This window comes from Bradyrhizobium murdochi (genome assembly GCF_000472965.1).
Lineage (GTDB): Bacteria > Pseudomonadota > Alphaproteobacteria > Rhizobiales > Xanthobacteraceae > Bradyrhizobium > Bradyrhizobium murdochi.
The window spans coordinates 1-25,926 of the sequence record NZ_AXAU01000018.1 but is presented as its reverse complement, the minus strand read 5'-3'; the positions used below and the strand labels follow the sequence as shown (position 1 = coordinate 25,926).

The window sequence follows — 25,926 nt, the reverse complement described above, 5'->3', positions numbered from 1 at the left end:
AAACGCTTACGTTCTCGCAAAGCAGGCGTGACTTCTCGACGAGGAGTCGGTCATGAAGATTGCCGTTGTAGGAGGGACCGGACTGATCGGATCGGCAATCGTGGCTCACCTGTTCTCGCGTGGTCATTCCGTCGTTTCAATGAGCAGAAGCGGCAGCCATCCGGGCACTGGAGCCGCCCGGGTGGATATCTCCGAGGCGAAGTCGCCCGCATACTGGCTGCCGCATCTCGATGGCGTCGAGGCGGTCGTGAATTGCGCAGGCGTACTCCAGGACAGCCCCGGCGATTCCACCTCAATGGTGCATCATCACGGCATCGCAAATCTCTTTGCCGCTTGCGAGCAGCTCCAGATCCGTCGCGTCATCCATTTTTCCGCCATCGGCGTCGATCGCGAAACCCCGAGCGATTTTTCCCGATCGAAATTGGCCGGCGACAAAGCGCTGATGGAGCGCGATCTCGATTGGGTCATCTTGCGGCCTTCTGTGGTGATCGGCCGCGCGGCCTATGGCGCCAGCGCGCTGATGCGAGGCCTGGCGGCGCTGCCCGCCATTCCTGTGATGCCGAACACGGGACAGCTCCAGATCGTCCTGCTTGAGGACGTGGTACGGACCGTGGAGCATTTTCTCGACCCGGCGGCGCCCGCGCGGCAGGTTGTCGAGCTGGTCGGCCCGCATCGCTATTCATTCGGCGCGGTCGTTGCGCTGATCCGCCGCTGGTGCCGCTGGCCGCCGGCGCGGGAGCTTCACCTGCCGCAGTTCGCTTCAAATCTCATTTACAAGTTCGGCGACATGGTTTCGTATCTCGGCTGGCGGCCTCCCGTGCGCAGCACCGCCGAACGGGAGATCGGGCGCGGCGCCGTCGGTAATCTCGAAGACATGCAGCGGCTCGGGCTGCATCCCAAAAGCCTTCCGGAATTCTTCGCCGCTGAACCGGCTTCCGTGCAGGAACGCTGGTTTGCCGGCATGTACCTGGTCAAGCCCGCGATCTTTGTCGTCCTATCCCTGTTCTGGCTCTCGACCGCATTTGTCTCGCTGGGGCCCGGCTGGGGTTATGGCATGGGCCTGATGGGCGAAGGCGGCGTGGAAGGGACGGCTGCGGCGGTGACGATCATCGCGGGCGCCCTGGCCGATCTGGTCATTGGAATTGCGATCGCCTACAGGCCGACCAGCCGCTACGGCCTCTATGCGGCCATCGCGATTTCCTTCGCCTACGCCATCATCGGCACCATCCTGGTGCCGCGGCTCTGGGCCGATCCGCTGGGGCCGATGCTGAAGATCTGGCCGATCATCGTGTTGCATTTCGCGGCGCTGGCCGTGCTCGAGGACCGGTGATGCTGTACTTCGTCCTCAAATATCTCCATGTCGTCGGCGCCGCCGTGTTGCTCGGCACGGGCGCGGGCATCGCCTTTTTCATGCTGGCGGCTCACCTCGGCGGCAAGCCGGCCGTGATCGCAGGCGTCGCCCGCATCGTCGTGATCGCCGACTTCATCTTCACCGCGACCGCCGTTGTCGTGCAGCCCATCACCGGCACGCTGCTCGTGCTGAACGTCGGCTATTCGTTCTGGGACGGATGGATCGTCTGGTCGATCGTGCTGTACGTCATCACCGGCGCGCTGTGGCTGCCGGTGGTGTGGATGCAAATGCGCCTGCGCGACCTCGCCGTGATCGCAGCGGCAGAGGGCAAGCCGCTCCCGAGAGAATATCACCGGATCTTCTGGTTATGGTTTGCCTTCGGCATTCCGGCGTTCACTGCGGTGGCGATCATAATGTGGCTGATGATCGCCAAACCGCAGATCGGGTTCTTCTGAGATGCGCCGGCAGACGATTTTACCTCTTTTCGATATCTCAAAATTGAGATATGAAGGAGAGTGCCTTGGCAAGTCGAAATCCTTGACGAAACCGTCGCTGCGGAGATTGCCGCCCTTCCGGCTGATATGCAGGCGCGATTTCTGCGGCTTGCCGAGCGCATCGCGTCAGCCGGGCTCGAAAGCTTGAGCGGGCCGCACGTGAAACACCTTGAGGGAAAGCTCTGGGAGTTGCGGTTGAGAGGTCGAGATGGAATTGCTCAAAGGACATCACATGACCATCCAGTTCGAAAAGCTGAAAGCCCGCCTGCTCGCCAATCCCAAGGTTAAGGCCGAGTATGACGCGCTCGCGCCGGAGTTCGAGATCGCTGCAGAGTTGCTCCGTGCTCGACTACGCGCAGGCTTGTCGCAGGCCGAACTGGCGGCCCGGATGGGTACCAGCCAGTCCACCATTGCCCGGCTTGAAAACGGTCACACGCTTCCGAGCACCAAGACACTTCTGCGTTACGCCGAGGCAACCGGTAGCAAATTTCACGTGCGGCTGTCGGCGGCCTGACCACTCAATCACGGCGATTGCCGAACCGCCAAACCGCTGACGACAGAATCGTCTCCGGGGACCGAACTCCGCGTCACGAGATCGCGCTTTCGCACCTACTGTCGGCCATGCTGCCCGGTAAGGACGCAAAATGGTTGAACCAAAATGGTTGAACCAAAACGCCCACGCGTGCGCAGACGTCTTTGCCGCATTTGCGCCCTGAATATTCCCCTACAGAAGTTTGCATCGCCCCATCTGGATCGCGCCGCGCGCATGGGCTAGTCTTTTATCCAACCGGTTAACAAGCCGGCGTTTTCAGGGAGAACAATGTGATATCCAGGAGATCAGTTTCGCTCGCGGTCGCAGCCGTCGGCCTGTTTTACGCCACGGCGCCCGCGCTCGCCCAGCAGAAGACCATCACGGTCTGGTTCGGCAAGGGCTTTTACAAGTCCGAGGATGATGCGCTCTTAGAGGCGATCAAGAAATTCGAGGCCAAGACCGGCATCAAGGTCGAACTGTCGCAATACGCCATTCAGGACATGATCCCGAAGACGGTGGCGGCGCTGGATTCCGGCACCGTGCCTGATGTCGCCTATTCCGACAGCTATGACGTGCAGGCCCAGGGCAAGTGGGCCTATGAAGGCAAGCTCGAGGATCTCTCCGATATCCTGCTGCCGATGAAGTCGGCGTTCGCGCCCAACACGCTGGAAACCACCTTTCTCTATAACGACCAGACAAAGAAGAAGGGCTATTACGGCTTTCCGCTGAAGCAGCAGAGCATGCACGTCCAGATCTGGAAGGACATGCTGGAACAGGCCGGCTTCAAGGAAAGCGACATCCCGACCAAATGGGAAGACTATTGGTCGTTCTGGTGCAACAAGGTGCAGGCCGCCAGCCGCAAGGCCACCGGTCAGCGCGTCTATGCCGTCGGCCAGCCGATGGGCGTGGAATCCACCGACTCGTTCCAGTCGTTCTACACCTTCATGGACGCCTACAACGTCAAGCTGGTCGATGATGACGGCAAGCTCCTGGTCGACGATCCCAAGGTGCGGGATAACCTGATCAAGGCGATGAAGGATTACACCGACACCTACATCAAGGGCTGCACGCCGCCCTCCTCCACCACCTGGAAGGATCCGGACAACAACGTCGCCTTCCACAACAAGACGATCGTGATGACGCACAACTTCACGATCTCGATCGCGGCGAAATGGCTCGACGACGCCAACAACCCGGCGCTGACGCCGGAGCAGCGCGCGCTGGGCAAGAAGAACTACGATGAGACCATCATCACCGCGTCCTTCCCCAACAAGCCGGACGGCACGCCGATCAAGTATCGCTCCGACGTGAAGACCGGCCTGATGTTCACGGTCGCCAAGAACAAGGCGGAGGGCAAGGAGTTCATCAAGTTCCTGCTGCAGGAAGAGAACGTCCGGCCCTATATCGAAGGCGCGCTCGGTCGCTGGTTCCCGGTGACGACGGCCAGCCAGCAGAGCCCGTTCTGGCAGGCTGACCGGCATCGCAAGGCGGTATACAATCAGTTCACCGGCGGCACCACGCCGTTCGACTTCACCAAGAACTGGAAGTTCACGATCTTGAACAACGAGAACGTCTGGGCCAAGGCGATGAACCGCGTGGTGAGCGAGAAGGTGCCGGTCGACAAGGCCGTCGACGAACTGATCGCCCGTATCAAGCAGGTCGCGGGATAGTCTTGCTCCTCCCTCTCCCCGCCCTTCGCGGGGAGAGGGTTGGGGTGAGGGGCTCCCTCCGCGGGTATCGCTCGTGGTAAGTCCTGTACCCCCTCACCCGAAGCCTTCGGCTTCGACCTCTCCCCGCAAGCGGGGCGAGGTTAACGAACACACCGGCCGCAGCTTGCGGCCGCTCACCTTTGTAAGTACGGACGACTATGGCAATCACGCTTTCGGGCGATCAGGCAATTCCAAGCCCGCCGCTATCGGCCCGGCTGACCACCCCGCAGGTCTGGGGCATCGTGCTGCTCGCCCCCTATCTGCTGGTGTTCCTGGCCTTCGTGGTCTACCCGGTCGGCTACGGGCTGTGGCTAGCGCGGCATCCGGCGAGCTATGTCGCGCTCTATCACGACCCGATCTTCGCGCGCGCCGCCGTCAATACGCTGATCTTCCTGCTGGTCGGCATCAATCTGAAAATGGCGATCGCGCTGTTCCTGTCCGGCTTTTTCGCCCAGCAGCGCACCTGGATCAAATGGCTGTCGGTGCTGTTCATCCTGCCCTGGGCGGTGCCGTCGATTCCGACAATTCTTTCCGTGCGCTTCATGCTCAACCCGGAATGGGGCGTGATCAACCAACTGATCTTCAAGTTCACTGCCGAGGACGGTCCGAACTGGCTGAACGATCCGAGTGTCGCGCTCGCCATGGCGATCGGCGTGCACATCTGGAAATCGTTGCCGTTCTGGACGCTGATCCTGATGACCGGGCGACTCGCGATCTCGCACGATTTGTATGAGGCTGCCGCGGTCGACGGCGCGAGCTGGTCGCAGAAATTCCGCTACATCACCTGGCCGTCGATGCAGACGCTCTACATCACCTGCACGCTGCTCTCGATGATCTGGACGCTGGGCGACTTCAACAGCGTGTATCTGCTCACCGGCGGCGGCCCCGCCGACCTCACCCATGTGCTCGCCACGCTTGGTATCCGCTATCTCCGGCTTGACCAGCTCTCGCTCGCGATGGCGTCGATCGTCTGCGCGCTGCCGCTGGTGCTGCCGCTGGTCTACTTCATGATGAAACGGTTGTCGCGATGAAGCTGCCCACACTCCGCGAAGTCGGCACCGAAGCAAAACTGCTCTTGATCGGCATTCCCGTGTTCATCTGGACCATGGTGCCGATCTATCACATGTTCCTGTTCGCGATCTCGCCGAAGGAAGACGCGTTCTCCGGAAAACTGTGGCCTGATCATCCGACGCTGAACAATTTCAGCATCGTGTTCCATCAGCAGCATTACTTCCTGCGCGATTTCTGGATCCAGTTCTGGAATTCGGTGGTGATCGCGCTTTCAGCGGGCGCGCTGACGCTGTTGATCGCAACCGCAGCCGCCTTCGCGATCTCGCGGCTGCGCGTCCCCGGCGGCCGCTGGGTGATGAATCTGGCGCTGTTCACCTATTTCATCCCGGCGGCGTTCCTCGCCGTGCCGATGTACCGCACCATGGGCAACTACGGCCTCCTTAACAATCACTGGTCGCTGATTCTCGCGATGGTGACGATCGCGTCCCCTTACGCGATCTGGGTTTTGAAGCAAGCGTCCGACAAGCTGCCGGGCGAACTTGACGAAGCCGCCACCATGGACGGCGCCACCACGCTGCAACTGTTCCGGCTGGTGTATGTGCCGCTGATGATGCCCTCGCTGGTTGCGATCGGAACCTACGCGATCCTGCTCGCCTGGAACGAATATCTCTACGCGTTCCTTCTGCTGTCGAAGGATACCGAGATCACGCTCCCCGTGGCGCTTGGCAACTTCCTGGCCGCCGACGACTCGCCGTGGGAATTGCTGATGACCACCGGCTTCATCTACGCGCTGCCGCCGGCCGCGATCTATTACGCGTTCAGGCGGTATATGGTGGGCGGATTGACCGCGGGCGCCGTGAAGTCGTGACGCGGCTATAGGGGCGCGGCGCTCTCGCCGCGCGCGCCCGACAGTTTCGAAGCGAGCGAAGCGATCACGATCAGCACCGCGATCAGCGCGATCACCATGGTGCAGATCGCGTTGATCTCTGGCTTCACCCCCAGCCGCACTTCGGAATAGATCCGGATCGGCAGCGTTGCCGAGCCGGGACCGGTGGTGAAACTTGCGATCACGACATCGTCGAGCGAGAGCGTGAAGGCCAGCATCCAGCCTGCGGCGATGGCAGGCAGGATCAAGGGTAGCGTCACCCGAACAAACGCCTGTACCGGATCGCAGCCGAGATCCATCGCGGCTTCTTCCAGGCTGCGATCGAGCGAGGCGAGACGCGACTGCACCACCACGGTGACGAAGCACATGGTCAGCGTGGTGTGCGCGATCGTCACGGTCCAGAAGCCGCGCTCGGCGTTGAGCGCCACGAACAGTAGCAGCAACGACAGCCCTGAGATCACCTCGGGCATCACCAGCGGCGCGTAGAGCATGCCGGAAAACAGCGTCCGCCCCCTGAAGCGTTCGCCGCGAACCAGCCCCACTGCCGCGAGCGTTCCGAGCAGCGTTGCGATCGTGGCCGATACCGCGGCGACGCGAAGGCTCATCCATGCCGCATCCAGCATGGCGCGGTCGTTTAAGAATTCATGATACCAGCGCAGCGACCAGCCGCCCCACACCGTGACCAGCCGCGAGGCGTTGAAGGAATAGATGACGAGAATCACGATCGGCAGATACAGGAACGCCATCCCCAGCGCGAGCGCGGTGATGTTGAATGGCGACATCCTGCCGACACGTCGCGCCATCATCGACCGCCCTCCAACGTGCCGCGCTGCAGCCGGTCGTAGAGCAGTAGCGGCGGCACCAGCAACACCAGCAAGGCGACCGCGGCGGCGGCGGCGACCGGCCAGTCCTTGTTGGTGAAGAACTCCAGCCACAGCGTCTGGCCGATCATCATCGACCCGGAGCCGGCCAGAAGATCGGGGATCACGAACTCGCCGATGATCGGGATAAAGCACAAGAGCGCGCCGGCGCCGACGCCCGGCAAGGACAGCGGGAACGTCACCAGCCAGAACGCCTGCCGCGGCGACGAACCGAGATCGCTTGCGGCTTCCAAGAGCGAGGGGTCCATCTTCGAAAGCGTCGCGTACAGCGGCAGGATCATGAACGGCAGATAGGAATAGACGATGCCGAGATACATCGCAGTATCGGTCGAGAGCCACACCACCGGCGACGAGACCAGATGCAGCGTGAGCAGAATTTTATTGAGCAGCCCGTCATGCTGCAAAATATTGATCCAGGCATAGATGCGGATCAGGAACGAGGTCCAGAACGGCACGATCACCAGCATCATTGCGATCGGCTGCCAGCGCTGCGGCAGCCGCGCCATGCCATAGGCGATCGGATAGCCGATCAATAGCAGGATCAATGTCGAGGTTACAGCAACAACGACGCTGCGCAAATAGGAGCTGATGTAGAGACTGTCCGAGGCCAGCAGCCTGAAATTATCGAACGACAACTGCGCGAAGGCCGCGTTGATAGCACTCCACCCTTCGGAGAAATCGAACACGGGCACATAGGGCGGTTGCGCGATCGCGGTCTGCGACAGGCTGATCTTCAGCACGAACCCGAACGGCACCAGAAAGAACAGCACCATCCACAGGTAGGGCGCGATGGCGGCATACCGCGCCGGCCGCGCGAAGATGCGGCGCGTGCTCATCGTTCCAGCACCACGCAATCGTCGGGCGCGAACCACGCTATCACGCGCTGGCCGGCGCTCAACGTATCGATATCAAGCCGTGCAGTATTGGCGATCGACGAGCGCACCACCGCGCCGGAATCGAGTTTGACCTTGTAGACGGTCGAGCCGCCGAGGTAGCTGACATCTGTGACGACACCTTCGAGCTGGTTGATCGCCTGCGCGTTGCCCGCGTCCAACTCAGGGCCGCGGCGCAACAGCTTGACCTTCTCGGGGCGTATCGCAACCGAGACCACCGTCTCGCCGACCGGATCGTGCGGCTCGGCGACCATGATAGCTCCGCCGTCGCGGGTCGCAATCGTCAGTTGATGATGTTCGCGCGAGCTGACCTCGCCATCGAACAAATTGACATCGCCGACGAACTGGGCGACCCAGCGCGAGGCGGGCGCCTCGTAGAGATCGCGCGGGCTGGCGACCTGTTCGAGCCGGCCGGCATCCATGACGCCGATCCGGTTCGCCATCGTCATCGCCTCTTCCTGGTCGTGGGTGACGACAATGAAGGTCATGCCGAGGCGGCGCTGCAGTTCCATCAATTCGAGTTGCGTGCTCTCACGCAGCTTCTTGTCGAGCGCGGCCAACGGCTCGTCAAGCAGCAGGACCTTGGGCCGCCGCGCCAGCGAGCGCGCCAGCGCCACGCGCTGCTTCTGGCCGCCGGAAAGCTGATCCGGCCTGCGCTTCTCTAGCCCATCGAGCTTGACCAACGCGACCATCTCGCCCACGCGGGTATCAATGGCGGCGCGCGCCATCCCGGCGCGCTTCAGGCCGAACGCGATGTTGTCTCGGACCGAGAGATGCGGAAACAGCGCGTAGTTCTGGAACATCATGTTGACGGGCCGTTCATGCGGCAGCACCGGCGCGATATCGCGGCCACCGAGCAGGATGCGGCCCTCGTCCGGGGTCTCGAACCCGGCAAGCATCCTGAGCAGCGTGGTCTTGCCGCAGCCACTCGGGCCCAATAGCGCAAAGAACTCGCCCGCCTTGATGTCGAGCGAGAGCCGGTCCACCGCGCGGAAATCGCCGAATTTCTTCGATACGCCTTCGACGCGGAGCAACGGCGTGTCGTCAGCCGGCGCCGTCGGCGTCGCCTGGGCTACGGCCGTATTGATTTTCGCTGTGTCGACCTCAGGCGATTGCCCGCTCATGCCATTTGCCTGCGCCATCATGGCCGCACGCTAGCGGCGGATCGCCATCCGCTCAACCGGCCCGGAACAAGCAGCCACAATATTCTGGATGCAGCTCCCGTCTCTGGTAAGGTTCGAAATTCGCAAAAAGTCGGCCGCCGCGCACGATGGGAATGATCGGGAGAGATTGATGACCGTTCGGAATTTGGTGACAGCGACGGCGATCTCTTGCCTGCTCGCCAACTCGGCCGCCGCCCAGGAAGCCCTCGTCACCTACAAATCGCTGAGCCCCGAGGTGGCGCTCGATCTGGCGCGCGCGACGCTGGCGGATTGCCGCAAGCGCGGCTTTCAGGTGACGGTCGCTGTCGTCGATCGTTTCGGCGTGACGCAGGTGCTGCTGCGCGACCGCTTTGCAGGCGCACATACGGTTTCGACCGCTTCGGGCAAGGCATGGACGGCGGTGAGCTTTCGCACCAGCACGGCCGAACTCGTCGCCAACAGCCAGCCCGGAACGATGCAGTCCGGAATCCGCGATCTGCAGGGCGCCGTCATCATCGGCGGCGGGCTGACGGTCGAAGCGGCGGGTTCGCTGGTGGGCGCTGTCGGCGTCTCCGGGGCTCCTGGCGGCGACGCGGACGAAGCCTGCGCCAAAGCAGGCATCGATGCCATACGCGACAAGCTCGATTTCTAGACCTGACGATGTCATCGCGCTCCTAGGACAAGACAAGAACGATGAACCGCGACAGATATGACCTCCCGCTGACAACCGCCTCGGATCGCGCCGCGGCGCATTATCGCGACGGCGTCGACTGCATGCTGTCGGCGTGGCACGGTGCCGAGGACGCCTTCGACAAGGCGATTGCCGAAGATCCCGGTTTTGCGCTGGCGCATATCGGCCGCGCCCGGCTGCATCAGCTCAACATGGAGGGCAGCAAGGCGCGTGCGGTCGCGGTGCAAGCCCGCGAACTGGCCGCCGGCGCGAGCCCGCGCGAAAAAAGCCATGTCGAGATCATGGCCGCCGTGATCGAGAGCAAGCCGAAGGTCGCGGTGAACGGCGCCGAGGCGCATCTCGACGAATATCCGCGCGATGCGCAGGTGCTATCAATCCTGCTCGGCGCGTTCGGTCTCTACGCGTTCTCGGGCCGTCCCGATCACGATGCGGCCAAGCTCGCGATCTGCGAACGCCACGCACGCCATTATGGCGAGGACTGGTGGTTTGTCAGCTACCTCGGTTGGTCGCACACCGAGGCGGGAAATCTCTCCACCGGCCGGATGCTGTCCGAGCGCGCGGTGGGGCTGCGATCGGCCAACGCCAACGCGGCGCATGGCCTCTCGCATGCGATGTTCGAGCAGGGCGACATGGAGGCCGGCCGCCGCTTCCTTTCGCAATGGATGCCCGCGCATGACCGCCAGAGCTTTCTGCATGGGCATCTGGCCTGGCACGTCGCGTTGACGTTGCTCGACGCCGGCGATCTCGACGGCGCGCTTGCGATCTACGAGAAGCATATCAAGCCGGCGGACCGGCCGTATCCGCCGCTGAACATCTTCACCGACGGCGCCTCGCTGCTGTGGCGGCTTGCGCTGGCCGGCCAGACCGGGCTGGAGGCGCATTGGCGGGATATCGCCGCCTATGGCGAAAAGTACTTTCCGCAAGCCGGCGCACATTTTGCCGACGTTCATTTTGCGCTGGCCACCGCAATGACCGGCAGCGATGCGCTGGAAACGCGACTGGCGCAGCTCGAAGCACGCGCAGCCGACGGCAAGCTGTTGCCAGGGCAGGCCGCCATCGACCTCTGCCGCGGCATCCGGGCGTTTGCGGAAGGCGACAATGCGGAGGCGATCCGCTTGCTCGAACCGGCCCTTGCCGAGTTGACGCGGATCGGCGGCAGTCACGCCCAGCGCGAATTGTGGGAGGACACGCTGATCGTGGCGTATCTTCGCGCCGGTCGCGGCGAAGCGGCCGCGAGCCGCATCTCGGCCCGGCTTGACCGCAGGCCTTCGGCGCGTGACGAGGCCTGGTCGCGGCAAGCGCAGCAAAACTAGGCGAGGCAGGCTCGCCCGACCATCAGCCACGTCGCTCGATGGCAAACACCTCGATTGCCGCCGCGCGGCCGCGCAAGCGAACCTTGCCGAGCGCTTCGACGGCGAAAACCGGCTTCAGCTTCATGTGGCGCAGCAGGTCGGAAGACACCAGCAAGTTCCGGCCAACCTCCTTGCAGTGCTCCTGCAGCCGCGCCGTCACGTTCACGGTATCGCCGAAATAGGCAAGCTGACGGCGCGAGCTGCCGCACTCGCTGATCACGACGTGACCGGCATGCAGGCCGGCGCGGAAGCTCGGCACCATGCCGAACTCCTGCCTGTAGACGTCCGCTTTTTGAGCGATGCTGTCGGCAATCGCGAAGAAGCAGTCGATGCAGCGGCCCGCCGACATCCTGTCATCGAGCGGCCACGTCACAATGACTTCATCACCGACATAGGCGTGAACCTCGCCGCCATGCGCGACGATCGCGCCGTCGATGTCGAAGAAGAATCGGGTGAGCAGGCCCTGCACGCGCAATTCTCCCATCGTCTCGGCGAGCGAGGTCGAGCCTGCCAGATCGAGAAACATCAATACGCGGGCCTCCCGCACCGGGCTTCGGTAGCGCCCGAGCGCTACATTAAAGAGTACGCGACTACCAACCAGCCGTGTCAGTTCGAAGATTGACAGGACGAGCAGGGACGCGAAGAAGCTAAACGCAACGACAATGGGAAACTGGTCAATCAGCCACTTCGTCTCGATCCATTCCCAGTACAGCGCCACCTGTAAGACCAGCGCCGCGCTCGCGACCACGATGGCCATCGTGGCGGAGCGCACCGCCAGATCCATCAGCAGCGGCCACTTGCTGATCCACTCACTTCGCCGCGACGTGAAGTAGAGATGAACGCCCCACGCGGCCAGCGTTATGCCCATCCCGTGCAAGCTGCTCCGGAGATAGTACGACGGCGTTGCTTCAGTCGGATCGTCGATGAAATAGCGATAGGCCACTCCCCCGAGCAAGCCGATGATCGCCAGGACAACAGTTGGCCTGATCACGCCCCGCATGTCCGATCCATTCCTCACATAGCCGCCGCCATGAACGCCGCTAGCGCCTCGCGGTCCGCGGGCGGCATGGTGAGGCCAAGCTTCGAGCGCCGCCACAAGACATCGTCCGGAAAACGCGCCCATTCCTGCTGCATGAGATAGCGCACTTCGGCGCCCGTCAATTCTGGTCCGAAGGCCGGGCCGAGGTCGCCGCGCTCTTTGGCGTCGCCAAGGATCTCCTTGGCGTTCGTTCCGTAGGCGCCGACCAGGCGCCTCGCCTCTTCCTCGCCGAGAAACCGCCAGCGCTCGCGCACCTCCTCGACCTCGTTGTCGAAGCGGTCCCAGGCAAAATCGCCGCCGGGCAGCGGCGCCGTTGCGGTCCAGCGCGGCGACATCGGATAGAACGGCGTCAGCTTCGTGACCGCCTGCTCTGCGCGCAGCCGCGACGTCGTGACGTCGCCGCCAAACACGGTGAGCAGCGGCGCTTTTCCGCGGCCGTGGTCGAGCGTCATCGCCCCGTCGCGTCCGCTCGCGGCGTTCCGCACCACGTTGGCCCCGGAAAGCGTACGCACCACGTCCACCGTCTCGATGCGCTCGCGGAAATAGCGGTTCGCCGCATCGCAGAGATAGGCGACGTCACCGGCCGCCATCGCAACGATGGCGGGATCGCCCTTGAAAGCATGGCTGGCGGTGCCGATCAGGGTAAAATCGCGCTCATAGGGGCTGGCGAAAATCAGCCGTCCATCGCTGTTCTGGAATACATAGATATTGTCGCTGTCGAACAGACGGCGGACCACGATTTGGTCCATCTGCTCGGCGGCAACCTTCGGCGGCGGCACGCGCAACACCATCTCGGCGACGGACGACGTCCAGGCGCCGCTGGCGTTGACGATCGCCCTTGCCGTGATCGCCTGGCGAAAGCCGCGGTCGATCGTCACCAGCCGCCATTCCTTGCCCCGTTCGGCTCGGGTGCAGCGCGCGCCGGTGCGAATCACCGCGCCGCGCGCCGCGGCATCGACGGCCGTGAGCACCACCAGCCGGGAATCGTCCACGACACAGTCGGAATACTCGAAGGCGGTGCCGAACGGCCGCTTCAGCGCGTTGCCGATCGGATGATGCGTGACGTCGACAGTCGCCGAGGCCGGCAGACCGCTGCGCGAGGCCAGCCGGTCGTACAACAGAAGCCATGAGCGCAACTGCCAGTCCGGGCGTTCATCCGAATGGGCGGGAATCGCAAAGCGCATCGGGCGCACCAGATGCGGCGCGATCCTGAGCCAGATATCGCGCTCGGCGAGCGCTGTGCGAACCCGCAGGAAATGCCGGCGCTCAAGGCTTGCCAGATCACCGTGAATCAGCCGCGGCGAGGCCGACGAGGCGCCCGCAGCGAGATCGCCCTGCTCCAGCAGGATGACGCGCAAGCCGCGACCGGCGGCGTCCCGCGCGATGCTGACGCCGTTCAACCCGCCGCCAATGATCGCGAGATCGTAGTCCGCCATACGCTATGGGTGACTGGAGAGAAGCTGACTTCACTACACTAGGGCATGATGGCTAAAAGTGGATGCCGCTCCTGGAAATCAATCAAGCGCCGCTCAGCCGGTTGCGCCGATCGATGCGAAGAAGCGCTCCGGTCCCTCCAGTTCCACCAGCTTCTTCTTTTCGATCAGCCAGAACCGGTTTCCGACCGTGCGCATGAAGTTGCGATCATGTGAAACCAGCAGGCAGCTTGCCTGATGCTCCAGCAACTCGTCTTCCAGCGCCTCCTGCCCCTCGATGTCCAGGTGATTGGTCGGCTCATCGAGCAGATAGAAGTTTGGCCGGGCAAGCCGCAGCAAAAGCATGCCGAGACGCGCCTTCTGTCCGCCGGAAAGCCGGCCGATCGGACGGCTCTGCATCGCAACCGACAGGCCTGCGCCGGCCAGCAATGTGCGCGCCCGCTGATCACCAACGTCGAATCGGCTGACGATCGTGCGCATCGGCGTGTCTGCATCGGCAAGATCGGCAAGATCCTGGCCGCAATATCCGAGAGCAAGCGACTGCGTAACCTTGATACCGGCCTGCATGGCTTCCGGGCTTTCGATCGCCTGACGCAGCGTCGCGACAAGCCGGGTCTTGCCCGCCCCGTTCGATCCCAAGAGCACGATCCGGTCTCCCTTGCAGACGAACTGCTTGCCGGTCTTGAACAGCAACCTGCCGTCCGGGGCGGCGACGGCGGCATCGTCCAGCGCAATCAAAACCTTGGCATGCGTTCCGCGATTGGCCAGCTTGATCGTCCCCGCGGATCGCTCCAGGTGCGCGGGCTTTGCTGAATCTTCCAGCTCCTCGGCCCGCTGCTTCAGTTGCTTCGTCTTTTGCAACAGGAGGTCGCTACCGGAATTGACCCCGATATTGTTGAGCTTTGCAGCGCGCTGGCGAAGCTGCTGGGCCGCCTTTACGTCACGTTGGTAGCGCCGCTCATCCGATGCATCCACCACCTCGCTGAGCGCGGCGCGGGCCCGCGTATAGGGCAGCGAAAATATTTGTGACTGCTCGGGTCGCAAAAATACCGTGCGGTTCGTGGTGGCGTCGAGAAAGGCACGGTCATGGCTCGATATCACGATCGGCATATCGCGCGGCAGCGCGTTCAGCCAATCTTCTAGCTGACGGATCCTGGCGAGGTCCAGATGGTTGGTTGGCTCGTCGAGCAACAACACGTCGGACTCGGTCACCACGACGCGGGCAAGCAAGGCAAGCCGCTGCCAGCCGCCACTCAGTTGCTTCAGCGGCCTCCGCCGCAGCGCCTCAGGCACCTCCAGCGACTCCAGGGCCATTTCGACTCGCCAGCTTTCGCTTGCCCGTCGGTCGACGGGCAGCGCCTCGAGCACCGCCGCATCAAGCGGCGTATCCATCAGCACCGCCGGCACCTCCTGCTCGACATAGCCGATGGTCAGTCCTCGCGATCTGGTGACCTCGCCTTCCCCTGGCTCCATCAGGCCGGCAATACAGCGCAGCAGCGTGGATTTGCCGCGCCCATTGGCTGCGACGAGCCCGATACGGTCACCGGCACTAACAACAAGGTTCAGTCGGGAAAACAGCGGAGCATTCAGCGTCACGCCGAGATTGCGGATGTTGATGACGGTCATGATCTATCCCTGGTCTTGCCGGCGATCACGACGTCCGGGGCATGCAGCCATCACCGGATGTTGGTGTCGGAGCGCGGCGAGTTACCGAAATGCAGGCGCGAGCGAGCAGACGTTCGACGCCGCATTGCGACGGGGCAGACCAGGAAGGGATTTGCGAAAGGTCTCTGGTCAGCCCTGCAAACGCATTTGCAGGGCGTTGACGGGGCCACGCTGGCGATAGTGCCGGAGAAATTTCGTCACCGCGCAGCCCTCCTTTCTCGATTCAGATAGGCCGTCAAAGTAGCCGGGCCTGCAAAAGAAGGCAAGCAAAGGCATCATCGAGCTCAAATCCGAAAAGCCCGAAAGCTTACGCGCTCGATGGCATCATTGGGTCGTGAGACATAGGTGACGCAGTTCAGCGGAATCAGGCGCTGGCGAGCTTGCGCGCAGTCTCGACGGCATTTGCGGCACTGCGGCCGACCAGCCCGGCGTAGTGCCCGATAGGTTGGGGCTTGCCGAGGAAATAGCCCTGCACCGCGTCGCAGCCCTCGTCGGCGAGGAAGCCGAGCTGTTCCTGGGTCTCCACGCCTTCGGCAACAATCGACATTTCGAGGCCGTGGCCGAGATCGATGACGGCGCGCACGATCGCCGCCGATTGCGGATTGCGCCCGAGATTCATCACGAAGGCGCGGTCGATCTTGATCTTGTCGAACGGGAAGGCCTGCAGATAGCTCAGCGAGGAATAGCCGGAACCGAAATCGTCCATCGAGATGCGCACGCCGAGCGCCTTCAGCCGCCGCAGCAGTGCCAGACCGCGGTCAAAATCCTCGATCAGCACGCCTTCGGTGATCTCGAGCTCGAGCCGGTCGGGCGCGAGGCCAGTCTCGAGCAGGATCGAATGCACCAGGCTGACCAAATCGCCATGCATGAATTGCGCCGGCGACAGGTTGACGGCGATCTGCATCGGCACCGGCCAGGAGGCAGCCTCCCGGCAGGCTTCGCGCAGGATCCAGACGCCCATTTCGACGATCAGGCCGCTTTCTTCGGCAAGTGGAATGAAATCGCCTGGTGACACGAAGCCGCGCACCGGATGTATCCAGCGCGCCAGCGCCTCGAAGCCGATGACCTTGCTGTCAGCGATCGTCGAGCCCGCCGCGGCCTGCGGCTGATAGTACAGCGACAATTCGCCGTTCCTGATCGCCATCGAGAGATCCTGGTGCAGCACGCGGCGGTCGCGAATCTGCTGGTCCATCTCCGGTTCGAAAATGCTGATCGAGCCACGCGACTTCTGCTTGGCGCGGAACAACGCCGCGCCGGAATTGGCCAGCAGCGAAGCCGCATCCGAACCATTATGCGGAAATACCGAGATGCCGGTCGTCACCCCGGTACGCACCGACTTACCGTCGATCACGAACTCGTCCGACATCGTCTGCGCGAGTTTTTCGGCAAGCGCCTTGCCCGCCTCCGGCTGTTTGCCGTCGATGATCAGGCCGAACTCGTCGCCGGAGAGCCGGGCCACCACGCCACCCCGGGCGCAGGCCTGGATGCGGCCCGCAACCTCGATCAGTAGCTTGTCGCCCATTGCGTGACCGAACACGTCGTTGATTTCCTTCAAGCCGTCGAGGTCGACGCACAGCACCGCGAATTCCTCGTCCGTGCCGGCACAGGCCTCGATCATCTGGGCCAGCGCCTGCAGGAAGGCGGCGCGGTTCGGCAGATCCGTCAGGCCGTCATGGTAGGCCATGTGCGCCATCCGCGACTCGGTCTGGCGACGATCGGTGACGTCCTCATGGGTCTTGATCAGATATTGCGGCTCGCCGGCCTCGTCGAGCACCGTCATGCGGCGGGTCAGGAACAGCCGCAGCCCGTCCTTGGTGGATATCGGGTGCTCCTCGGTGAGCAGGCCGCGCTTCTTGATCGCGGCCTCGTCGCGCGCGATGATCAGCTTGGCTTCGCGCGGATTGAAGATGTCGGTAGCGGTCAGGCCGGTGGCATCCTCGCGGCGGCGATTGAGAATGGTCTCGGCGCTGCGGTTGGCGAGCAGGTAGCGCCCATCGCTGACGCGCTCCACGATCAGCGATACCGGGATGTTGTCGACCACCAGCTCGAGAAACTTCTTGGTGTTTTCGAGTTCGCGCGACAGTGACCGGCGGTCGGTGACGTCGTCGAACAGCGCGATCAGGAATTCCGGCTTGTTGTTCTCGTTGCGCGCGACCACGCGGTTGGAGGAGAGAACGCGTTTGTTATCGCCCCGCTCGACGACATATTCGCTGCGCTGGTAACCTTCCGGCGCGTTCAGCGCCGCCTGGTCCGCCGCCTCGATGCTCTTTGCGGTTTCGGGCGTGAAGATCTCGTCGGCGCGCTTGCCGATGATGTGATCGCGGGAGAAGCGCGAGAATCGCTCGAACGCACGGTTGGCGAAGATATAGCGGCCGTCCTCGATGTTCTTGGCGGCGACGCAGACCGGAACGTTGTCGAGCACCGATTCCAGAAACTTGGTGGTCGATGCCAGCTTGCGCGACAACTGGCGCTGCTCGGTGCAATCCTCATGCGTTCCGATCGTCCCGCCATTGGGCAGGCGGAAAATCTTCGACAACACCGATCGGCCGTTCGGCAGTTCGGTGACGACACCTTCCGGGCGGCGTGCAAGGTTGCCGAACTCTTCGACGGTGAGATTGAGCAGTCCCCGCTCGCGCCGCAGTTCGAGCATTTCGCGGCCGGTCATGCTGCTCGAAATTTCAGTGCGGCTCAGCCCGTACATTTCGAGGAAACGGTCGTTGCAGAAGACCACGCGGTTTTGCGCGTTGGTCATCATCACGCCCTGGTTGAGATTATTGAGCGCCGAACTGATGAACGCGCTGCGCTGCAATTGCGCGCGCTTCGCCCCGCGTAGCGCCGACAAAATCCAGATGCCGATCGCGGCCAGGAAGGAGGCGACGACGATCCCGCCGATCAGGAACTCCCAGACCATGGTGGAATCGAATTCCCCGACATAGCTCGCCGGCGCAAAGCCGCTGGAGGATGCGGCCCCCCACGCCAGCCCGCACGGCGCAGCAATGGCGAGCAGACAGACGAGGGCCTGCGCCGGAATCGAATTCTTCCGTCCTGCCTGCCGGTTGCTGTCAGCCATTACCCACCCGAGGTTTGCGGGCGGAGTGTCTGGCTTGACGGGTTTGGATCGGGTAAACGACTACCCGCACAATTCTAAAATATGACCCAAATTACGGCAATTGGCCCGACATGATTAATGCTTCGTTAATGGGACTGCATTTACTGCGTATTTCGAGGCAAACCAACGGGTTGTTCGGCAGCTCCACCGAACGCAACGATGATTGCCGAGCGTGGAGAGCGCCGATTCCTGCGCCAGATTTCCGGGCCTGAAGCTGACATGGACAAGGTCGATTGCGTCGTCATTGGAGCGGGGGTGATCGGGCTTGCGATCGCACGGCGCCTGGCCCAGGCGGGCCGCGAAGTGATCGTGCTCGAGGCCGCCGAAGGCATCGGTACCGTCACCTCCTCGCGCAACAGCGAGGTGATTCATGCCGGCATCTATTACCGGGCCGGCAGCCTGATGGCGCAGATGTGCGTCAGCGGCAAGCGCGCGCTCTACCGGTATTGCAGCGACCACGGCATTCCACATCGCAATTGCGGCAAGCTGATCGTGGCGACGACGCCGAAGGAAACCGAGAAGCTGCAATCGATCCGCGCGCATGCCGAGGCCAATGGCGTCGACGACATGCAATTGCTGACGGGCGAAGCGGCGCGCGAACTGGAGCCGGCGTTGAATTGCAACGCGGCGCTGTTGTCACCGTCCACCGGCATCATCGACAGCCACGCCTACATGCTGGCGTTGCGGGGCGATGCGGAAGAAGCCGGCGCGGCTTTCGCATTCCACACCCCGCTGCTGCACGCGCGAACCAACGCCGGTCATATCGAAATCGAAGCCGGCGGCGATGCGCCGATGACCCTTGCGTGCAACCTGCTCGTCAATTCGGCCGGATTGGGCGCGCCCGCGGTGGCGCGCAGCATCGATGGCATGCCGATCGAAATGATTCCCTGTGCTTATCTCGCCAAGGGCAATTATTTTAGCTGCAGCGCGCGGGCTCCATTTTCGCGCCTGATCTACCCAGTGCCGGAGCCCGGCGGGCTGGGTGTGCACCTCACGCTCGACATGGCCGGACAGGCCCGGTTCGGCCCCGACGTCGAATGGGTCGAGAGTATCGACTATGCGGTGGACCCTGCCCGCGCCGAACGATTCTATCCCGCGATCCGGCGCTATTGGCCGACGCTGCCGGACGGCGCGCTGATGCCAAGCTATTCCGGAATCCGGCCGAAAATCGTGCCGCCGGCCGTCGCCACGCAGGATTTTCTCATCCAGGGTCCCGCCGATCACGGCATCGCCGGACTGATCAACCTGTTCGGCATCGAATCGCCGGGACTGACGTCATCGCTCGCGATCGCCGATCACGTCGGCGCGCTGGCGGAGCTGTGACGGAGGCCGAAGCATCACCGACAGGCGGACGAGCGCATCGGCGCCCATCCGGCCGTGTGGGGATTTTCGATACCTTGCTGGACTACTTAGTGGAGGGTTTCGTCGGCGGTTTGCTTCAGCCGCTCGATCTGATCCTTGACCATCAACTTGCGGCGCTTCAACTCGACAATTTGCAGGTCGTCTGTGGAAAGGTGCACGAGCGCTTCGTGCAATTCATTCTCGAGAATCTTGTGCTTACGTTCAAGCTCAACAAGATGCGCCTGTAGTGCCATACGAAATCTCCTCGGTGGGTGAAACCTCAGATTCGATCCGGACGCGCGAGTGTACACCAGCCGCCGAATCTGTCGATGGGTATCCAGAATCGGGCCTGTCATATTTTCGGATTTATCTGTAACCAATCGTGACTATGGAACCCGATCGGCTTGCGGAGCGGCCTCGCAGGGACGATATTCACCGCCATCCGAAGAATCCGTTCGCAACCTGATCGCGCTTTCAGCTAACGTACACCATGACCGACGATGATGAGCGCGAGCTTGAAACCGAGCTCGCCAGGCTGCAGCAGGAGCATCGCGATCTCGATGCGGCGATCGACGCGCTGCATCAGTCGCCGGCGCCAGACTTGTTGCGGCTGCAGCGGCTGAAGAAACGCAAGCTGCAGTTGCGTGACCGCATCGCCTTCATCGAAGACCAGATCACGCCTGACATCATCGCCTGATCGTTGCGCTTGCCGCGCTCCGCTCGTTCGGCGCGCAAGAGCAGTCCGCCGTCGCAGATTCTTTTCCCCGACATCCACACGCCGCGGCGCGATGGCTTACCGGGCGGCGAGCAAAAAAGGGCCTCCCGGCTGGCGGATGCGGCTTGACTCAACTAGAACAAAAAGAGAACATGCCTTCCTGCCGCCAGCCTCGGGAGTCCAGCCATGTCCACCACGCCGCCCCTGTCCGACAACAACCGTTACGAGCAGGCCTGCGATCAGGCGATCGCGATGTGCGACGGCAATCTGCGCTCGACCATCAAGGCGCTGATCATGGCGAACGAGTATCTGGAAATCGAACTGGAGGAACTGCAGGCCGCGATAGCGGCCGGCAATGTGCCGGCCAAACGTGCGAGTAGCAACGCGGCCTGATCTGGAACGATCACACTGGAGCGATACAATGGCCGATGTCACCTATTATGTCGCAATGCCATTCCTGCAGGACGATAGCGGCTCGCCGGTGGCGGGCGCCGCGGAAGAATGCCAGAGCCCGACCACTGCGTTGCGGCGCGCCGAGACGATGTCGCGGATGGCCGGCAGCATCGGCGCCGTTGCTTTCAGCCGCAGCGGCGATCCCATGATGGGTGAATTCGGCGATGCGAAACTGCTGCGCAAGTTCGGCAACGTGCCGGACGACCTCAGCGGGCTTTAATTAGATCGTTGATCGGAATTTGTGGGGTGGGCAGAGCGCAAGCGTGCCCGCCAGCTTTCTTCCATGCTCGTCCGTTGGTGGCACGGCGCGAAGCGCGCCTTTTCTCACGCTACGCCTTCGCCTCATGCCGCCGCAGCGCCTTGCGCACATACATGGCACTGTCGGCCGCTTCCAGCGCGCGGCCGGCTTCGGAGTGGGTATCGAGCACCGAGACGCCCGCGGAGGCGCCTGCGGTAATGGTGCGGCCATCGAACACGAAGCTGAGGCGATCGATCGCCTCCTCCAGCGCGGCCGCCTTGGCCCTGGCGTCGGTCTCGCTGAGATTCCACAGCAGCAGCGCAAACTCGTCGCCGCCGAGCCGGCCCACCACGTCGGAAGCGCGCACCTGCGCCAGCAGCGCCGCGGCAATGGCCTTGAGCACTTGGTCGCCCGCGGCATGTCCGAAGGCGTCGTTGATCGGCTTCAGCCGATCAACGTCGAGCACGACCAGGGCACCGCTGGCGCGATAGCGCTTCATATAGGCGATCGCGCGACTGAGCTCGCGCTCGAAACCGCGCCGATTCGGAATGCCCAACAGGAAATCGGTATCGGCGGAGGCCTGAAGTTCCTCGATCTGCGCCTGAGTTCGGGCGAGCTCCGCTTTCAGCCGGCGAATCGTCGCCTTGGTTTCGTTGGAAGCTGCCGGCGGCCGGGATGCTGGTGGCGGCGATCGCCGTGGTGCGGATTTTCGCCCGGAAGCCGCGTTTTTGGGGCGTTTTCCGGCCCTGGAGGCGGTCGCCCTGGTTTTCTTCTTCATGGCCTTCCCTGTGCAGGCACGCTTATGAAGGCTTGCCGGGATTCACCAAGACAGGATAGTCCATTCCTGATCCCTTGCCACGCCTTGGATGAGCCCCGGGCCGACCCTATAATCGGCCTATGTTTATGGATTCCCGAACAGAATTGACGAGATGACCGCACCGATCGCCATCATTATGGGCAGCCAGTCCGACTGGGAGACCATGCGCCACGCCGCCGAGACGCTGGCGGCGCTCGGGATTGACTGCGAAAAGCGCATCGTCTCGGCCCACCGGACCCCGGACCGGCTGTTCGCCTTCGCCAAGGGCGCCAAGGCTCAAGGTTTCAAGGTCATCATTGCCGGCGCAGGTGGCGCGGCGCACCTGCCCGGCATGGCGGCGGCATTGACGGAACTCCCCGTGTTCGGCGTTCCCGTCGAATCCAAGGCGCTGTTGGGGATCGATTCGCTGTACTCGATTGTGCAGATGCCGGCCGGCGTTCCCGTCGGCACGCTGGCGATCGGCAAGGCCGGCGCCATCAACGCCGCCCTGCTCGCGGCAAGCGTGCTAGCGCTGAATGACCCGGCGCTGGCGACGCGATTGGCCGCTTGGCGCAAGCAGCAAACGGATGCGGTCAAGGAGCGCCCGGAGGGTTCGGCGTGACGGTTTCAGACAAGGTGAAGCTGAAGCCGGGCGACACCATCGGAATTCTCGGCGGCGGACAATTGGGCCGGATGCTGGCCATGGCGGCGGCGCGCCTCGGCCTCAAATGCCAGGTGTTTTCGCCGGACCCCGACTCGCCCGCCTTCGACGTGGTGCTGAACGCAACCTGCGCCGAATATGCCGACGTCGAGGCGCTCGAATTGTTCGCCAACGATGTCGACGTCATCACCTACGAATTCGAGAACGTGCCGGCCGCCACCGCCATGGTGCTGGCTGCACGCCGTCCGGTATTGCCGGCGCAGAAAATCCTCGAAACCACGCAGGACCGGCTGATCGAGAAAGATTTCGTCAAGCGGCTTGGCATCGACACCGCCGACTATGCCAACGTGTCGTCTGCGGAAACCCTGCAGAACGCCATTGCCCGCATCGGCCTTCCCGCCGTGATCAAGACCCGCCGTTTCGGCTATGACGGCAAGGGCCAGGCGATCATTCGTGAGGGTGACGACCCCGCCCGCATTTGGGAAGAACTCGGCACCAAATCCGCGATCCTCGAAGCCTTCATTCCCTTCGAGCGCGAGATTTCCGTGATCGCCGCGCGATCGGTGGATGGCCATGTCGAATGCTACGACGTCACCGAAAACGAGCATCGCGATCACATCCTGAAATTCTCGCGCGTGCCGGCCGCGATATCGGATGAGCTGGCCGCACAGGCGCGAGCCGTTGCCGAGAAGATCGCCCATGCGCTCGACTATGTCGGTGTGCTCGCGGTCGAGCTGTTCGTCGTTGCCGGAAACGGCGGACCGCACGTGTTGGTCAATGAGATCGCGCCGCGGGTGCATAATTCCGGGCACTGGACGCTGGACGGCGCCTCGATCTCCCAGTTCGAGCAGCACATCCGGGCGATTGCCGGCTGGCCGCTCGGCAAGCCGGTTCGTCACGGCCAGGTCACCATGACCAACCTGATCGGCGACGATATCCTCGACTATGAGCAATGGCTGACGATTCCCGGCGCCACGGTTCATCTCTACGGCAAGGGCACACCGCGGCCGGGCCGCAAGATGGGCCATGTCACTGAGGTGGCTCCGGCAAGCAAGAAGTAGCTCGCCCGCCGGGCCCGTTTGCTAGATCAGGCGGTCTTCAAGCCTTCCACGACGCCGGCCGGCTCCTCGCTGAGCCAGCGATAGATCGCGCCGCCGAGCGCACCGCCGATCAAGGGCGCAACCCAGAACAGCCAAAGCTGCGCCAGCGCCCAGCCGCCGACGAACAGCGCTGGCCCCGTGCTGCGCGCGGGATTCACCGACGTGTTGGTGACGGGGATGCTGACGAGATGGATCATCACCAGCGCCAATCCGATGGCGAGCGGTGCAAAGCCCGCAGGCGCCTTGCCGTGGGTGGCGCCCATGATGATGAACAGGAACATCATGGTCATCACCACTTCGGTGATGAAGCAGGCCACCATGCCGTACTGACCGGGCGAATGCGCGTCATAACCGTTGGAGGCAAAGCCCTTGGCCAGATCGAAGCCGGGCGCGCCGCTTGCGATCACATAGAGCAACGCCGCGGCAGCGACAGCACCGATCACCTGCGCGATCACGTAAGGAACGATCTGCTGTGCCGGAAACCGTCCGCCGGCCGCGAGACCGATCGTGACGGCGGGATTGAGATGACAGCCGGAGATGTGGCCGATCGCATAGGCCATGGTCACGACGCTCAGGCCGAATGCCAACGACACACCGACCAGGCCTATGCCGACCTCCGGAAAACCGGCGGCGATGACCGCGCTGCCGCATCCCGCAAAAGTGAGCCAAAACGTGCCGATCGCTTCAGCGGTATATTTTTTGGTATTCATACTCGCCTCCCGCATGTTTTTGCGTAGCTGGATGCTACGGAGGCGCCGTGAAGGGCTCGTTATTTGAGGAAATCGGCGTCTGTAGACCTAATCCCCGCCGATTTTCCGGGCTTTTCCGGGCCGGAAACCGGCTTCTCAGGTGGACATATGCGGTTTTGTCTGCTACATGCCCGCGCTCAGGGTTGAGGGCCAGGCCTTTCGCCAGCCTTTCGCTTTACCAGAATTCCTATCCGATCAATTGAAAGAGGATGCCGCGTGCAGGTTCTCGTCCGCGATAACAATGTCGATCAAGCCCTCAAGGCGCTGAAGAAGAAGATGCAGCGCGAGGGTATCTTCCGCGAGATGAAGCTCCGCGGCCATTACGAAAAGCCCTCCGAGAAGAAGGCCCGTGAAAAGGCCGAAGCCGTGCGCCGCGCGCGCAAGCTGGCCCGCAAGAAGCTGCAGCGTGAAGGCTTGCTGCCGATGAAGCCCAAGCCGGTGTTCGGCGCCGGTCCCGGTGGCGACCGTGGTGGCGCCGGCGGCCGCGGCCCGGGCGCAGGTCCGCGCGGACCGCGCTAAGCAGTTCGCCAGATTTGAATGAAAAACGCGGGCCTTGGGTCCGCGTTTTGTTTTTCGCGATCTTGTTCCTCAAAATTCGGGCGCGCCGGAAAATCGGCGCTCTCGCGCGCGGCCTGCTCGATAACCCACATCGCCGTCGACGCTGTTGCGGCCATTTTGACCGATGCATTTTGCGAGCCATCGGGTTACCTATGCCATGTTCGACGCGCGAGTATTCCGCCGCATGGCCGTTACCGACTGCAATGCACTTCCCTACGCTTCGCGCTTCACGGTCGCATCCGTCGTGCTGCTCGCGATCGTTCTCGGCCTGCCCCTCGGCGGCTGTTCGTTCGACCTGGGATCGTGGGGATCGGACAAGGAAAGGCCACAGGCCGTCGAGCAGAAACCGACCGGCACGATCAGCGGACAAAGCGTCAGCGATGCCCAGGGCCACGCAACGCGCGGCCAGACGCTCGCCAAATCCGGCAAGGCCGAGGAAGCGCTCGCGGAATTCGACCGCGCGCTCGCACTCGATCCCTACAGCGTGCAGGCGCTGTACGGCCGCGGCCTGATCTATCAAGCCGACAAGCAGCATGAGCAGGCGATCGCCGATTTCACCGCGGCCAATGGCCTGACGCCGCAACGGGTCGAGCCGCTGCTGGCGCGGGCGAGCAGCTACCTTGCCATCGACAAGACAAAGGAAGCCGCTTCCGATCTGGACGAAGCGGTGCAGGCCGATCCCAACAGCGCGCAAGCCTGGTCGGCACGCGGCGTCACCTATGAGCGCCTGGGCGATAAGCCCAAGGCGTTCACATCCTACGGCCGTGCGCTCGCGCTCCGCCCCAAGGACGAAGCCGCCCGAAGCGGGCTCGCGCGTACCGGCGGCTAGATGTGAGCTTTCAGGAGGTTGTCCATTCGGCCCTGACCGAGGAAGCTGAGGTTGCTGAAGCTTCAGATTCTGAGGGGAGAACCGAATGGACACCCATAAGAATGCGCCTCTGACACCGAAAGGTCGAGAGGCGATGGCGCGGAGCGTAGTCGACGGCGGGCTGAGCAAGGCCGCGGCCGGCCGTCAGTTCAACACCACAGCGAAGACGGTCGCCAAATGGGTCGAACGCTTCCGCGCGGAAGGTGTCGATGGTTTGCGCGATCGCTCCTCACGGCCTCATTCATTGCCAAGCCAAACG

29 protein-coding genes are annotated in these 25,926 nt (G+C 63.0%); 18 read left to right on the top strand and 11 right to left on the bottom strand.

The annotated features are described in order from the left end of the window. Positions 1-52 precede the first annotated feature (52 nt). The 7 genes from YUO_RS0127555 to YUO_RS0127530 all read left to right on the top strand — a co-directional run bounded on the left by YUO_RS0127555 (position 53) and on the right by YUO_RS0127530 (position 5,965). Entirely contained in the window at positions 53-1,330 is a 1,278-nt protein-coding gene (locus YUO_RS0127555) for an SDR family oxidoreductase (protein WP_028350168.1), read from the top strand. Further along, positions 1,330-1,806 carry a DUF2269 family protein gene (locus tag YUO_RS0127550; RefSeq protein ID WP_028350167.1) on the top strand — a complete coding sequence of 159 codons (477 nt, stop codon included), beginning with the start codon at positions 1,330-1,332 and terminating at the stop codon, positions 1,804-1,806. Before YUO_RS0127555 ends, YUO_RS0127550 begins: the two co-directional genes overlap by 1 nt. 60 nt (positions 1,807-1,866) lie before the next feature. Continuing rightward, on the top strand, positions 1,867-2,133 hold the full coding sequence (locus YUO_RS45095) for a type II toxin-antitoxin system RelE/ParE family toxin (RefSeq protein WP_083754738.1): 267 nt from the start codon (positions 1,867-1,869) through the stop codon (positions 2,131-2,133). After that, positions 2,078-2,359 (top strand): helix-turn-helix domain-containing protein, encoded by a 282-nt coding sequence (locus tag YUO_RS0127545; protein ID WP_028350166.1) that lies wholly within the window; start codon positions 2,078-2,080, stop codon positions 2,357-2,359. The genes YUO_RS45095 and YUO_RS0127545 overlap by 56 nt, the downstream gene beginning before the upstream one ends. A gap of 308 nt (positions 2,360-2,667) precedes the next feature. Then, a complete protein-coding gene (locus YUO_RS0127540; RefSeq protein ID WP_028350165.1) occupies positions 2,668-4,047 on the top strand; it encodes an ABC transporter substrate-binding protein in 1,380 nt (459 codons plus the stop codon). A 197-nt stretch (positions 4,048-4,244) separates the two neighbouring features. Continuing rightward, the gene (locus YUO_RS0127535) at positions 4,245-5,117 is read left to right on the top strand and encodes a carbohydrate ABC transporter permease (RefSeq protein ID WP_028350164.1); all 873 of its coding nucleotides are present in this window, start codon (positions 4,245-4,247) and stop codon (positions 5,115-5,117) included. Further along, positions 5,114-5,965, top strand: coding sequence for a carbohydrate ABC transporter permease (locus tag YUO_RS0127530; RefSeq protein ID WP_028350163.1), 852 nt, complete (start codon positions 5,114-5,116; stop codon positions 5,963-5,965). The genes YUO_RS0127535 and YUO_RS0127530 overlap by 4 nt, the downstream gene beginning before the upstream one ends. Before the next feature lie 5 nt (positions 5,966-5,970). Here the strand turns inward: YUO_RS0127530 and YUO_RS0127525 are convergent, their stop codons facing one another. Genes YUO_RS0127525 through YUO_RS0127515 form a run of 3 tightly spaced genes read right to left on the bottom strand, consistent with a single transcriptional unit; the run spans position 5,971 to position 8,881 of the window. Next, complete coding sequence (locus tag YUO_RS0127525; RefSeq protein ID WP_028350162.1) at positions 5,971-6,789, bottom strand: ABC transporter permease; 819 nt, start codon at positions 6,787-6,789, stop codon at positions 5,971-5,973. Then, the gene (locus tag YUO_RS0127520) at positions 6,786-7,700 is read right to left on the bottom strand and encodes an ABC transporter permease (RefSeq protein ID WP_028350161.1); all 915 of its coding nucleotides are present in this window, start codon (positions 7,698-7,700) and stop codon (positions 6,786-6,788) included. The genes YUO_RS0127525 and YUO_RS0127520 overlap by 4 nt, the downstream gene beginning before the upstream one ends. After that, positions 7,697-8,881, bottom strand: coding sequence for an ABC transporter ATP-binding protein (locus YUO_RS0127515; protein ID WP_028350160.1), 1,185 nt, complete (start codon positions 8,879-8,881; stop codon positions 7,697-7,699). The genes YUO_RS0127520 and YUO_RS0127515 overlap by 4 nt, the downstream gene beginning before the upstream one ends. Positions 8,882-9,050: 169 nt before the next feature. On the opposite strand from YUO_RS0127515, the gene YUO_RS0127510 reads away from it, so the two are divergent. Together YUO_RS0127510 and YUO_RS0127505 are read left to right on the top strand one after the other, a co-directional pair. Then, positions 9,051-9,551 carry a GlcG/HbpS family heme-binding protein gene (locus YUO_RS0127510; RefSeq protein WP_028350159.1) on the top strand — a complete coding sequence of 167 codons (501 nt, stop codon included), beginning with the start codon at positions 9,051-9,053 and terminating at the stop codon, positions 9,549-9,551. Positions 9,552-9,592: 41 nt separating this feature from the next. Beyond that, positions 9,593-10,903, top strand: coding sequence for a tetratricopeptide repeat protein (locus YUO_RS0127505; RefSeq protein ID WP_028350158.1), 1,311 nt, complete (start codon positions 9,593-9,595; stop codon positions 10,901-10,903). 22 nt (positions 10,904-10,925) lie between these two features. On the opposite strand, the gene YUO_RS0127500 is transcribed toward YUO_RS0127505, so the two are convergent. From YUO_RS0127500 to YUO_RS0127485, 4 genes are all read right to left on the bottom strand, one after another. Then, on the bottom strand, positions 10,926-11,942 hold the full coding sequence (locus YUO_RS0127500; protein ID WP_028350157.1) for an adenylate/guanylate cyclase domain-containing protein: 1,017 nt from the start codon (positions 11,940-11,942) through the stop codon (positions 10,926-10,928). A gap of 14 nt (positions 11,943-11,956) precedes the next feature. Further along, positions 11,957-13,417, bottom strand: coding sequence for a glycerol-3-phosphate dehydrogenase (locus tag YUO_RS0127495; protein WP_028350156.1), 1,461 nt, complete (start codon positions 13,415-13,417; stop codon positions 11,957-11,959). A gap of 93 nt (positions 13,418-13,510) precedes the next feature. Continuing rightward, a complete protein-coding gene (locus tag YUO_RS0127490; RefSeq protein ID WP_028350155.1) occupies positions 13,511-15,040 on the bottom strand; it encodes an ABC-F family ATP-binding cassette domain-containing protein in 1,530 nt (509 codons plus the stop codon). Positions 15,041-15,443: 403 nt separating this feature from the next. Then, a complete protein-coding gene (locus YUO_RS0127485; RefSeq protein ID WP_028350154.1) occupies positions 15,444-18,149 on the bottom strand; it encodes a sensor domain-containing protein in 2,706 nt (901 codons plus the stop codon). A 198-nt stretch (positions 18,150-18,347) separates the two neighbouring features. On the opposite strand from YUO_RS0127485, the gene YUO_RS0127480 reads away from it, so the two are divergent. Further along, the gene (locus YUO_RS0127480; protein ID WP_347335945.1) at positions 18,348-19,511 is read left to right on the top strand and encodes an NAD(P)/FAD-dependent oxidoreductase; all 1,164 of its coding nucleotides are present in this window, start codon (positions 18,348-18,350) and stop codon (positions 19,509-19,511) included. 86 nt (positions 19,512-19,597) lie between these two features. On the opposite strand, the gene YUO_RS45090 is transcribed toward YUO_RS0127480, so the two are convergent. Beyond that, positions 19,598-19,783, bottom strand: a complete 186-nt coding sequence (locus tag YUO_RS45090; protein ID WP_057858669.1) for a YdcH family protein — start codon at positions 19,781-19,783, stop codon at positions 19,598-19,600. A 236-nt stretch (positions 19,784-20,019) separates the two neighbouring features. Here YUO_RS45090 and YUO_RS0127470 point away from each other — a divergent pair, with 236 nt between their 5' ends. From YUO_RS0127470 to YUO_RS0127460, 3 genes are all read left to right on the top strand, one after another. Next, positions 20,020-20,226 carry a YdcH family protein gene (locus YUO_RS0127470; RefSeq protein WP_028350152.1) on the top strand — a complete coding sequence of 69 codons (207 nt, stop codon included), beginning with the start codon at positions 20,020-20,022 and terminating at the stop codon, positions 20,224-20,226. 204 nt (positions 20,227-20,430) lie between these two features. Beyond that, on the top strand, positions 20,431-20,637 hold the full coding sequence (locus tag YUO_RS0127465; RefSeq protein WP_028350151.1) for a hypothetical protein: 207 nt from the start codon (positions 20,431-20,433) through the stop codon (positions 20,635-20,637). Between the two features lie 28 nt (positions 20,638-20,665). Continuing rightward, the gene (locus YUO_RS0127460; protein WP_028350150.1) at positions 20,666-20,917 is read left to right on the top strand and encodes a hypothetical protein; all 252 of its coding nucleotides are present in this window, start codon (positions 20,666-20,668) and stop codon (positions 20,915-20,917) included. A 109-nt stretch (positions 20,918-21,026) separates the two neighbouring features. On the opposite strand, the gene YUO_RS0127455 is transcribed toward YUO_RS0127460, so the two are convergent. Beyond that, a complete protein-coding gene (locus YUO_RS0127455; protein ID WP_028350149.1) occupies positions 21,027-21,713 on the bottom strand; it encodes a GGDEF domain-containing protein in 687 nt (228 codons plus the stop codon). Positions 21,714-21,864: 151 nt separating this feature from the next. On the opposite strand from YUO_RS0127455, the gene purE reads away from it, so the two are divergent. Continuing rightward, positions 21,865-22,353, top strand: a complete 489-nt coding sequence (purE, locus tag YUO_RS0127450) for a 5-(carboxyamino)imidazole ribonucleotide mutase (RefSeq protein WP_028350148.1) — start codon at positions 21,865-21,867, stop codon at positions 22,351-22,353. Beyond that, positions 22,350-23,453 carry a 5-(carboxyamino)imidazole ribonucleotide synthase gene (locus YUO_RS0127445; RefSeq protein WP_028350147.1) on the top strand — a complete coding sequence of 368 codons (1,104 nt, stop codon included), beginning with the start codon at positions 22,350-22,352 and terminating at the stop codon, positions 23,451-23,453. The genes purE and YUO_RS0127445 overlap by 4 nt, the downstream gene beginning before the upstream one ends. A gap of 26 nt (positions 23,454-23,479) precedes the next feature. Here YUO_RS0127445 and aqpZ read toward each other — a convergent pair whose 3' ends face one another. Continuing rightward, entirely contained in the window at positions 23,480-24,202 is a 723-nt protein-coding gene (gene aqpZ, locus YUO_RS0127440) for an aquaporin Z (RefSeq protein WP_028350146.1), read from the bottom strand. A 255-nt stretch (positions 24,203-24,457) separates the two neighbouring features. On the opposite strand from aqpZ, the gene rpsU reads away from it, so the two are divergent. After that, entirely contained in the window at positions 24,458-24,760 is a 303-nt protein-coding gene (gene rpsU, locus YUO_RS0127435) for a 30S ribosomal protein S21 (RefSeq protein ID WP_028350145.1), read from the top strand. On the opposite strand, the gene YUO_RS46535 is transcribed toward rpsU, so the two are convergent. Beyond that, a complete protein-coding gene (locus YUO_RS46535; protein ID WP_156908794.1) occupies positions 24,757-24,915 on the bottom strand; it encodes a hypothetical protein in 159 nt (52 codons plus the stop codon). The two genes, rpsU and YUO_RS46535, sit on opposite strands and share 4 nt — an antisense overlap. 41 nt (positions 24,916-24,956) lie before the next feature. Here YUO_RS46535 and YUO_RS0127425 point away from each other — a divergent pair, with 41 nt between their 5' ends. Then, positions 24,957-25,628, top strand: a complete 672-nt coding sequence (locus YUO_RS0127425) for a tetratricopeptide repeat protein (protein WP_235782845.1) — start codon at positions 24,957-24,959, stop codon at positions 25,626-25,628. 85 nt (positions 25,629-25,713) lie between these two features. Then, the coding region (locus YUO_RS0127420) for a leucine zipper domain-containing protein (protein ID WP_028350276.1) at positions 25,714-25,926 on the top strand (213 nt) is incomplete at its 3' end.

Bases quoted from the DNA above. Each gene is read 5' to 3' on its own strand.
- YUO_RS0127525 (WP_028350162.1), bottom strand. From the start codon at position 6,789: ATGATGGCGCGACGTGTCGGCAGGATGTCGCCATTCAACATCACCGCG.
- YUO_RS0127485 (WP_028350154.1), bottom strand. From the start codon at position 18,149: ATGGCTGACAGCAACCGGCAGGCAGGACGGAAGAATTCGATTCCGGCG.
- YUO_RS0127535 (WP_028350164.1), top strand. From the start codon at position 4,245: ATGGCAATCACGCTTTCGGGCGATCAGGCAATTCCAAGCCCGCCGCTA.
- YUO_RS46535 (WP_156908794.1), bottom strand. From the start codon at position 24,915: ATGGCCGCAACAGCGTCGACGGCGATGTGGGTTATCGAGCAGGCCGCG.
- YUO_RS0127480 (WP_347335945.1), top strand. From the start codon at position 18,348: ATGATTGCCGAGCGTGGAGAGCGCCGATTCCTGCGCCAGATTTCCGGG.
- YUO_RS0127470 (WP_028350152.1), top strand. From the start codon at position 20,020: ATGACCGACGATGATGAGCGCGAGCTTGAAACCGAGCTCGCCAGGCTG.
- YUO_RS0127510 (WP_028350159.1), top strand. From the start codon at position 9,051: ATGACCGTTCGGAATTTGGTGACAGCGACGGCGATCTCTTGCCTGCTC.
- YUO_RS0127505 (WP_028350158.1), top strand. From the start codon at position 9,593: ATGAACCGCGACAGATATGACCTCCCGCTGACAACCGCCTCGGATCGC.
- YUO_RS0127555 (WP_028350168.1), top strand. From the start codon at position 53: ATGAAGATTGCCGTTGTAGGAGGGACCGGACTGATCGGATCGGCAATC.
- YUO_RS0127500 (WP_028350157.1), bottom strand. From the start codon at position 11,942: ATGCGGGGCGTGATCAGGCCAACTGTTGTCCTGGCGATCATCGGCTTG.
- YUO_RS0127425 (WP_235782845.1), top strand. From the start codon at position 24,957: ATGTTCGACGCGCGAGTATTCCGCCGCATGGCCGTTACCGACTGCAAT.
- aqpZ (WP_028350146.1), bottom strand. From the start codon at position 24,202: ATGAATACCAAAAAATATACCGCTGAAGCGATCGGCACGTTTTGGCTC.
- YUO_RS0127465 (WP_028350151.1), top strand. From the start codon at position 20,431: ATGTCCACCACGCCGCCCCTGTCCGACAACAACCGTTACGAGCAGGCC.
- YUO_RS0127460 (WP_028350150.1), top strand. From the start codon at position 20,666: ATGGCCGATGTCACCTATTATGTCGCAATGCCATTCCTGCAGGACGAT.
- YUO_RS45090 (WP_057858669.1), bottom strand. From the start codon at position 19,783: ATGGCACTACAGGCGCATCTTGTTGAGCTTGAACGTAAGCACAAGATT.
- YUO_RS0127545 (WP_028350166.1), top strand. From the start codon at position 2,078: ATGACCATCCAGTTCGAAAAGCTGAAAGCCCGCCTGCTCGCCAATCCC.
- YUO_RS0127515 (WP_028350160.1), bottom strand. From the start codon at position 8,881: ATGAGCGGGCAATCGCCTGAGGTCGACACAGCGAAAATCAATACGGCC.
- YUO_RS0127520 (WP_028350161.1), bottom strand. From the start codon at position 7,700: ATGAGCACGCGCCGCATCTTCGCGCGGCCGGCGCGGTATGCCGCCATC.
- YUO_RS0127490 (WP_028350155.1), bottom strand. From the start codon at position 15,040: ATGACCGTCATCAACATCCGCAATCTCGGCGTGACGCTGAATGCTCCG.
- YUO_RS0127495 (WP_028350156.1), bottom strand. From the start codon at position 13,417: ATGGCGGACTACGATCTCGCGATCATTGGCGGCGGGTTGAACGGCGTC.
- YUO_RS0127530 (WP_028350163.1), top strand. From the start codon at position 5,114: ATGAAGCTGCCCACACTCCGCGAAGTCGGCACCGAAGCAAAACTGCTC.
- YUO_RS0127550 (WP_028350167.1), top strand. From the start codon at position 1,330: ATGCTGTACTTCGTCCTCAAATATCTCCATGTCGTCGGCGCCGCCGTG.
- purE (WP_028350148.1), top strand. From the start codon at position 21,865: ATGACCGCACCGATCGCCATCATTATGGGCAGCCAGTCCGACTGGGAG.
- YUO_RS0127455 (WP_028350149.1), bottom strand. From the start codon at position 21,713: ATGAAGAAGAAAACCAGGGCGACCGCCTCCAGGGCCGGAAAACGCCCC.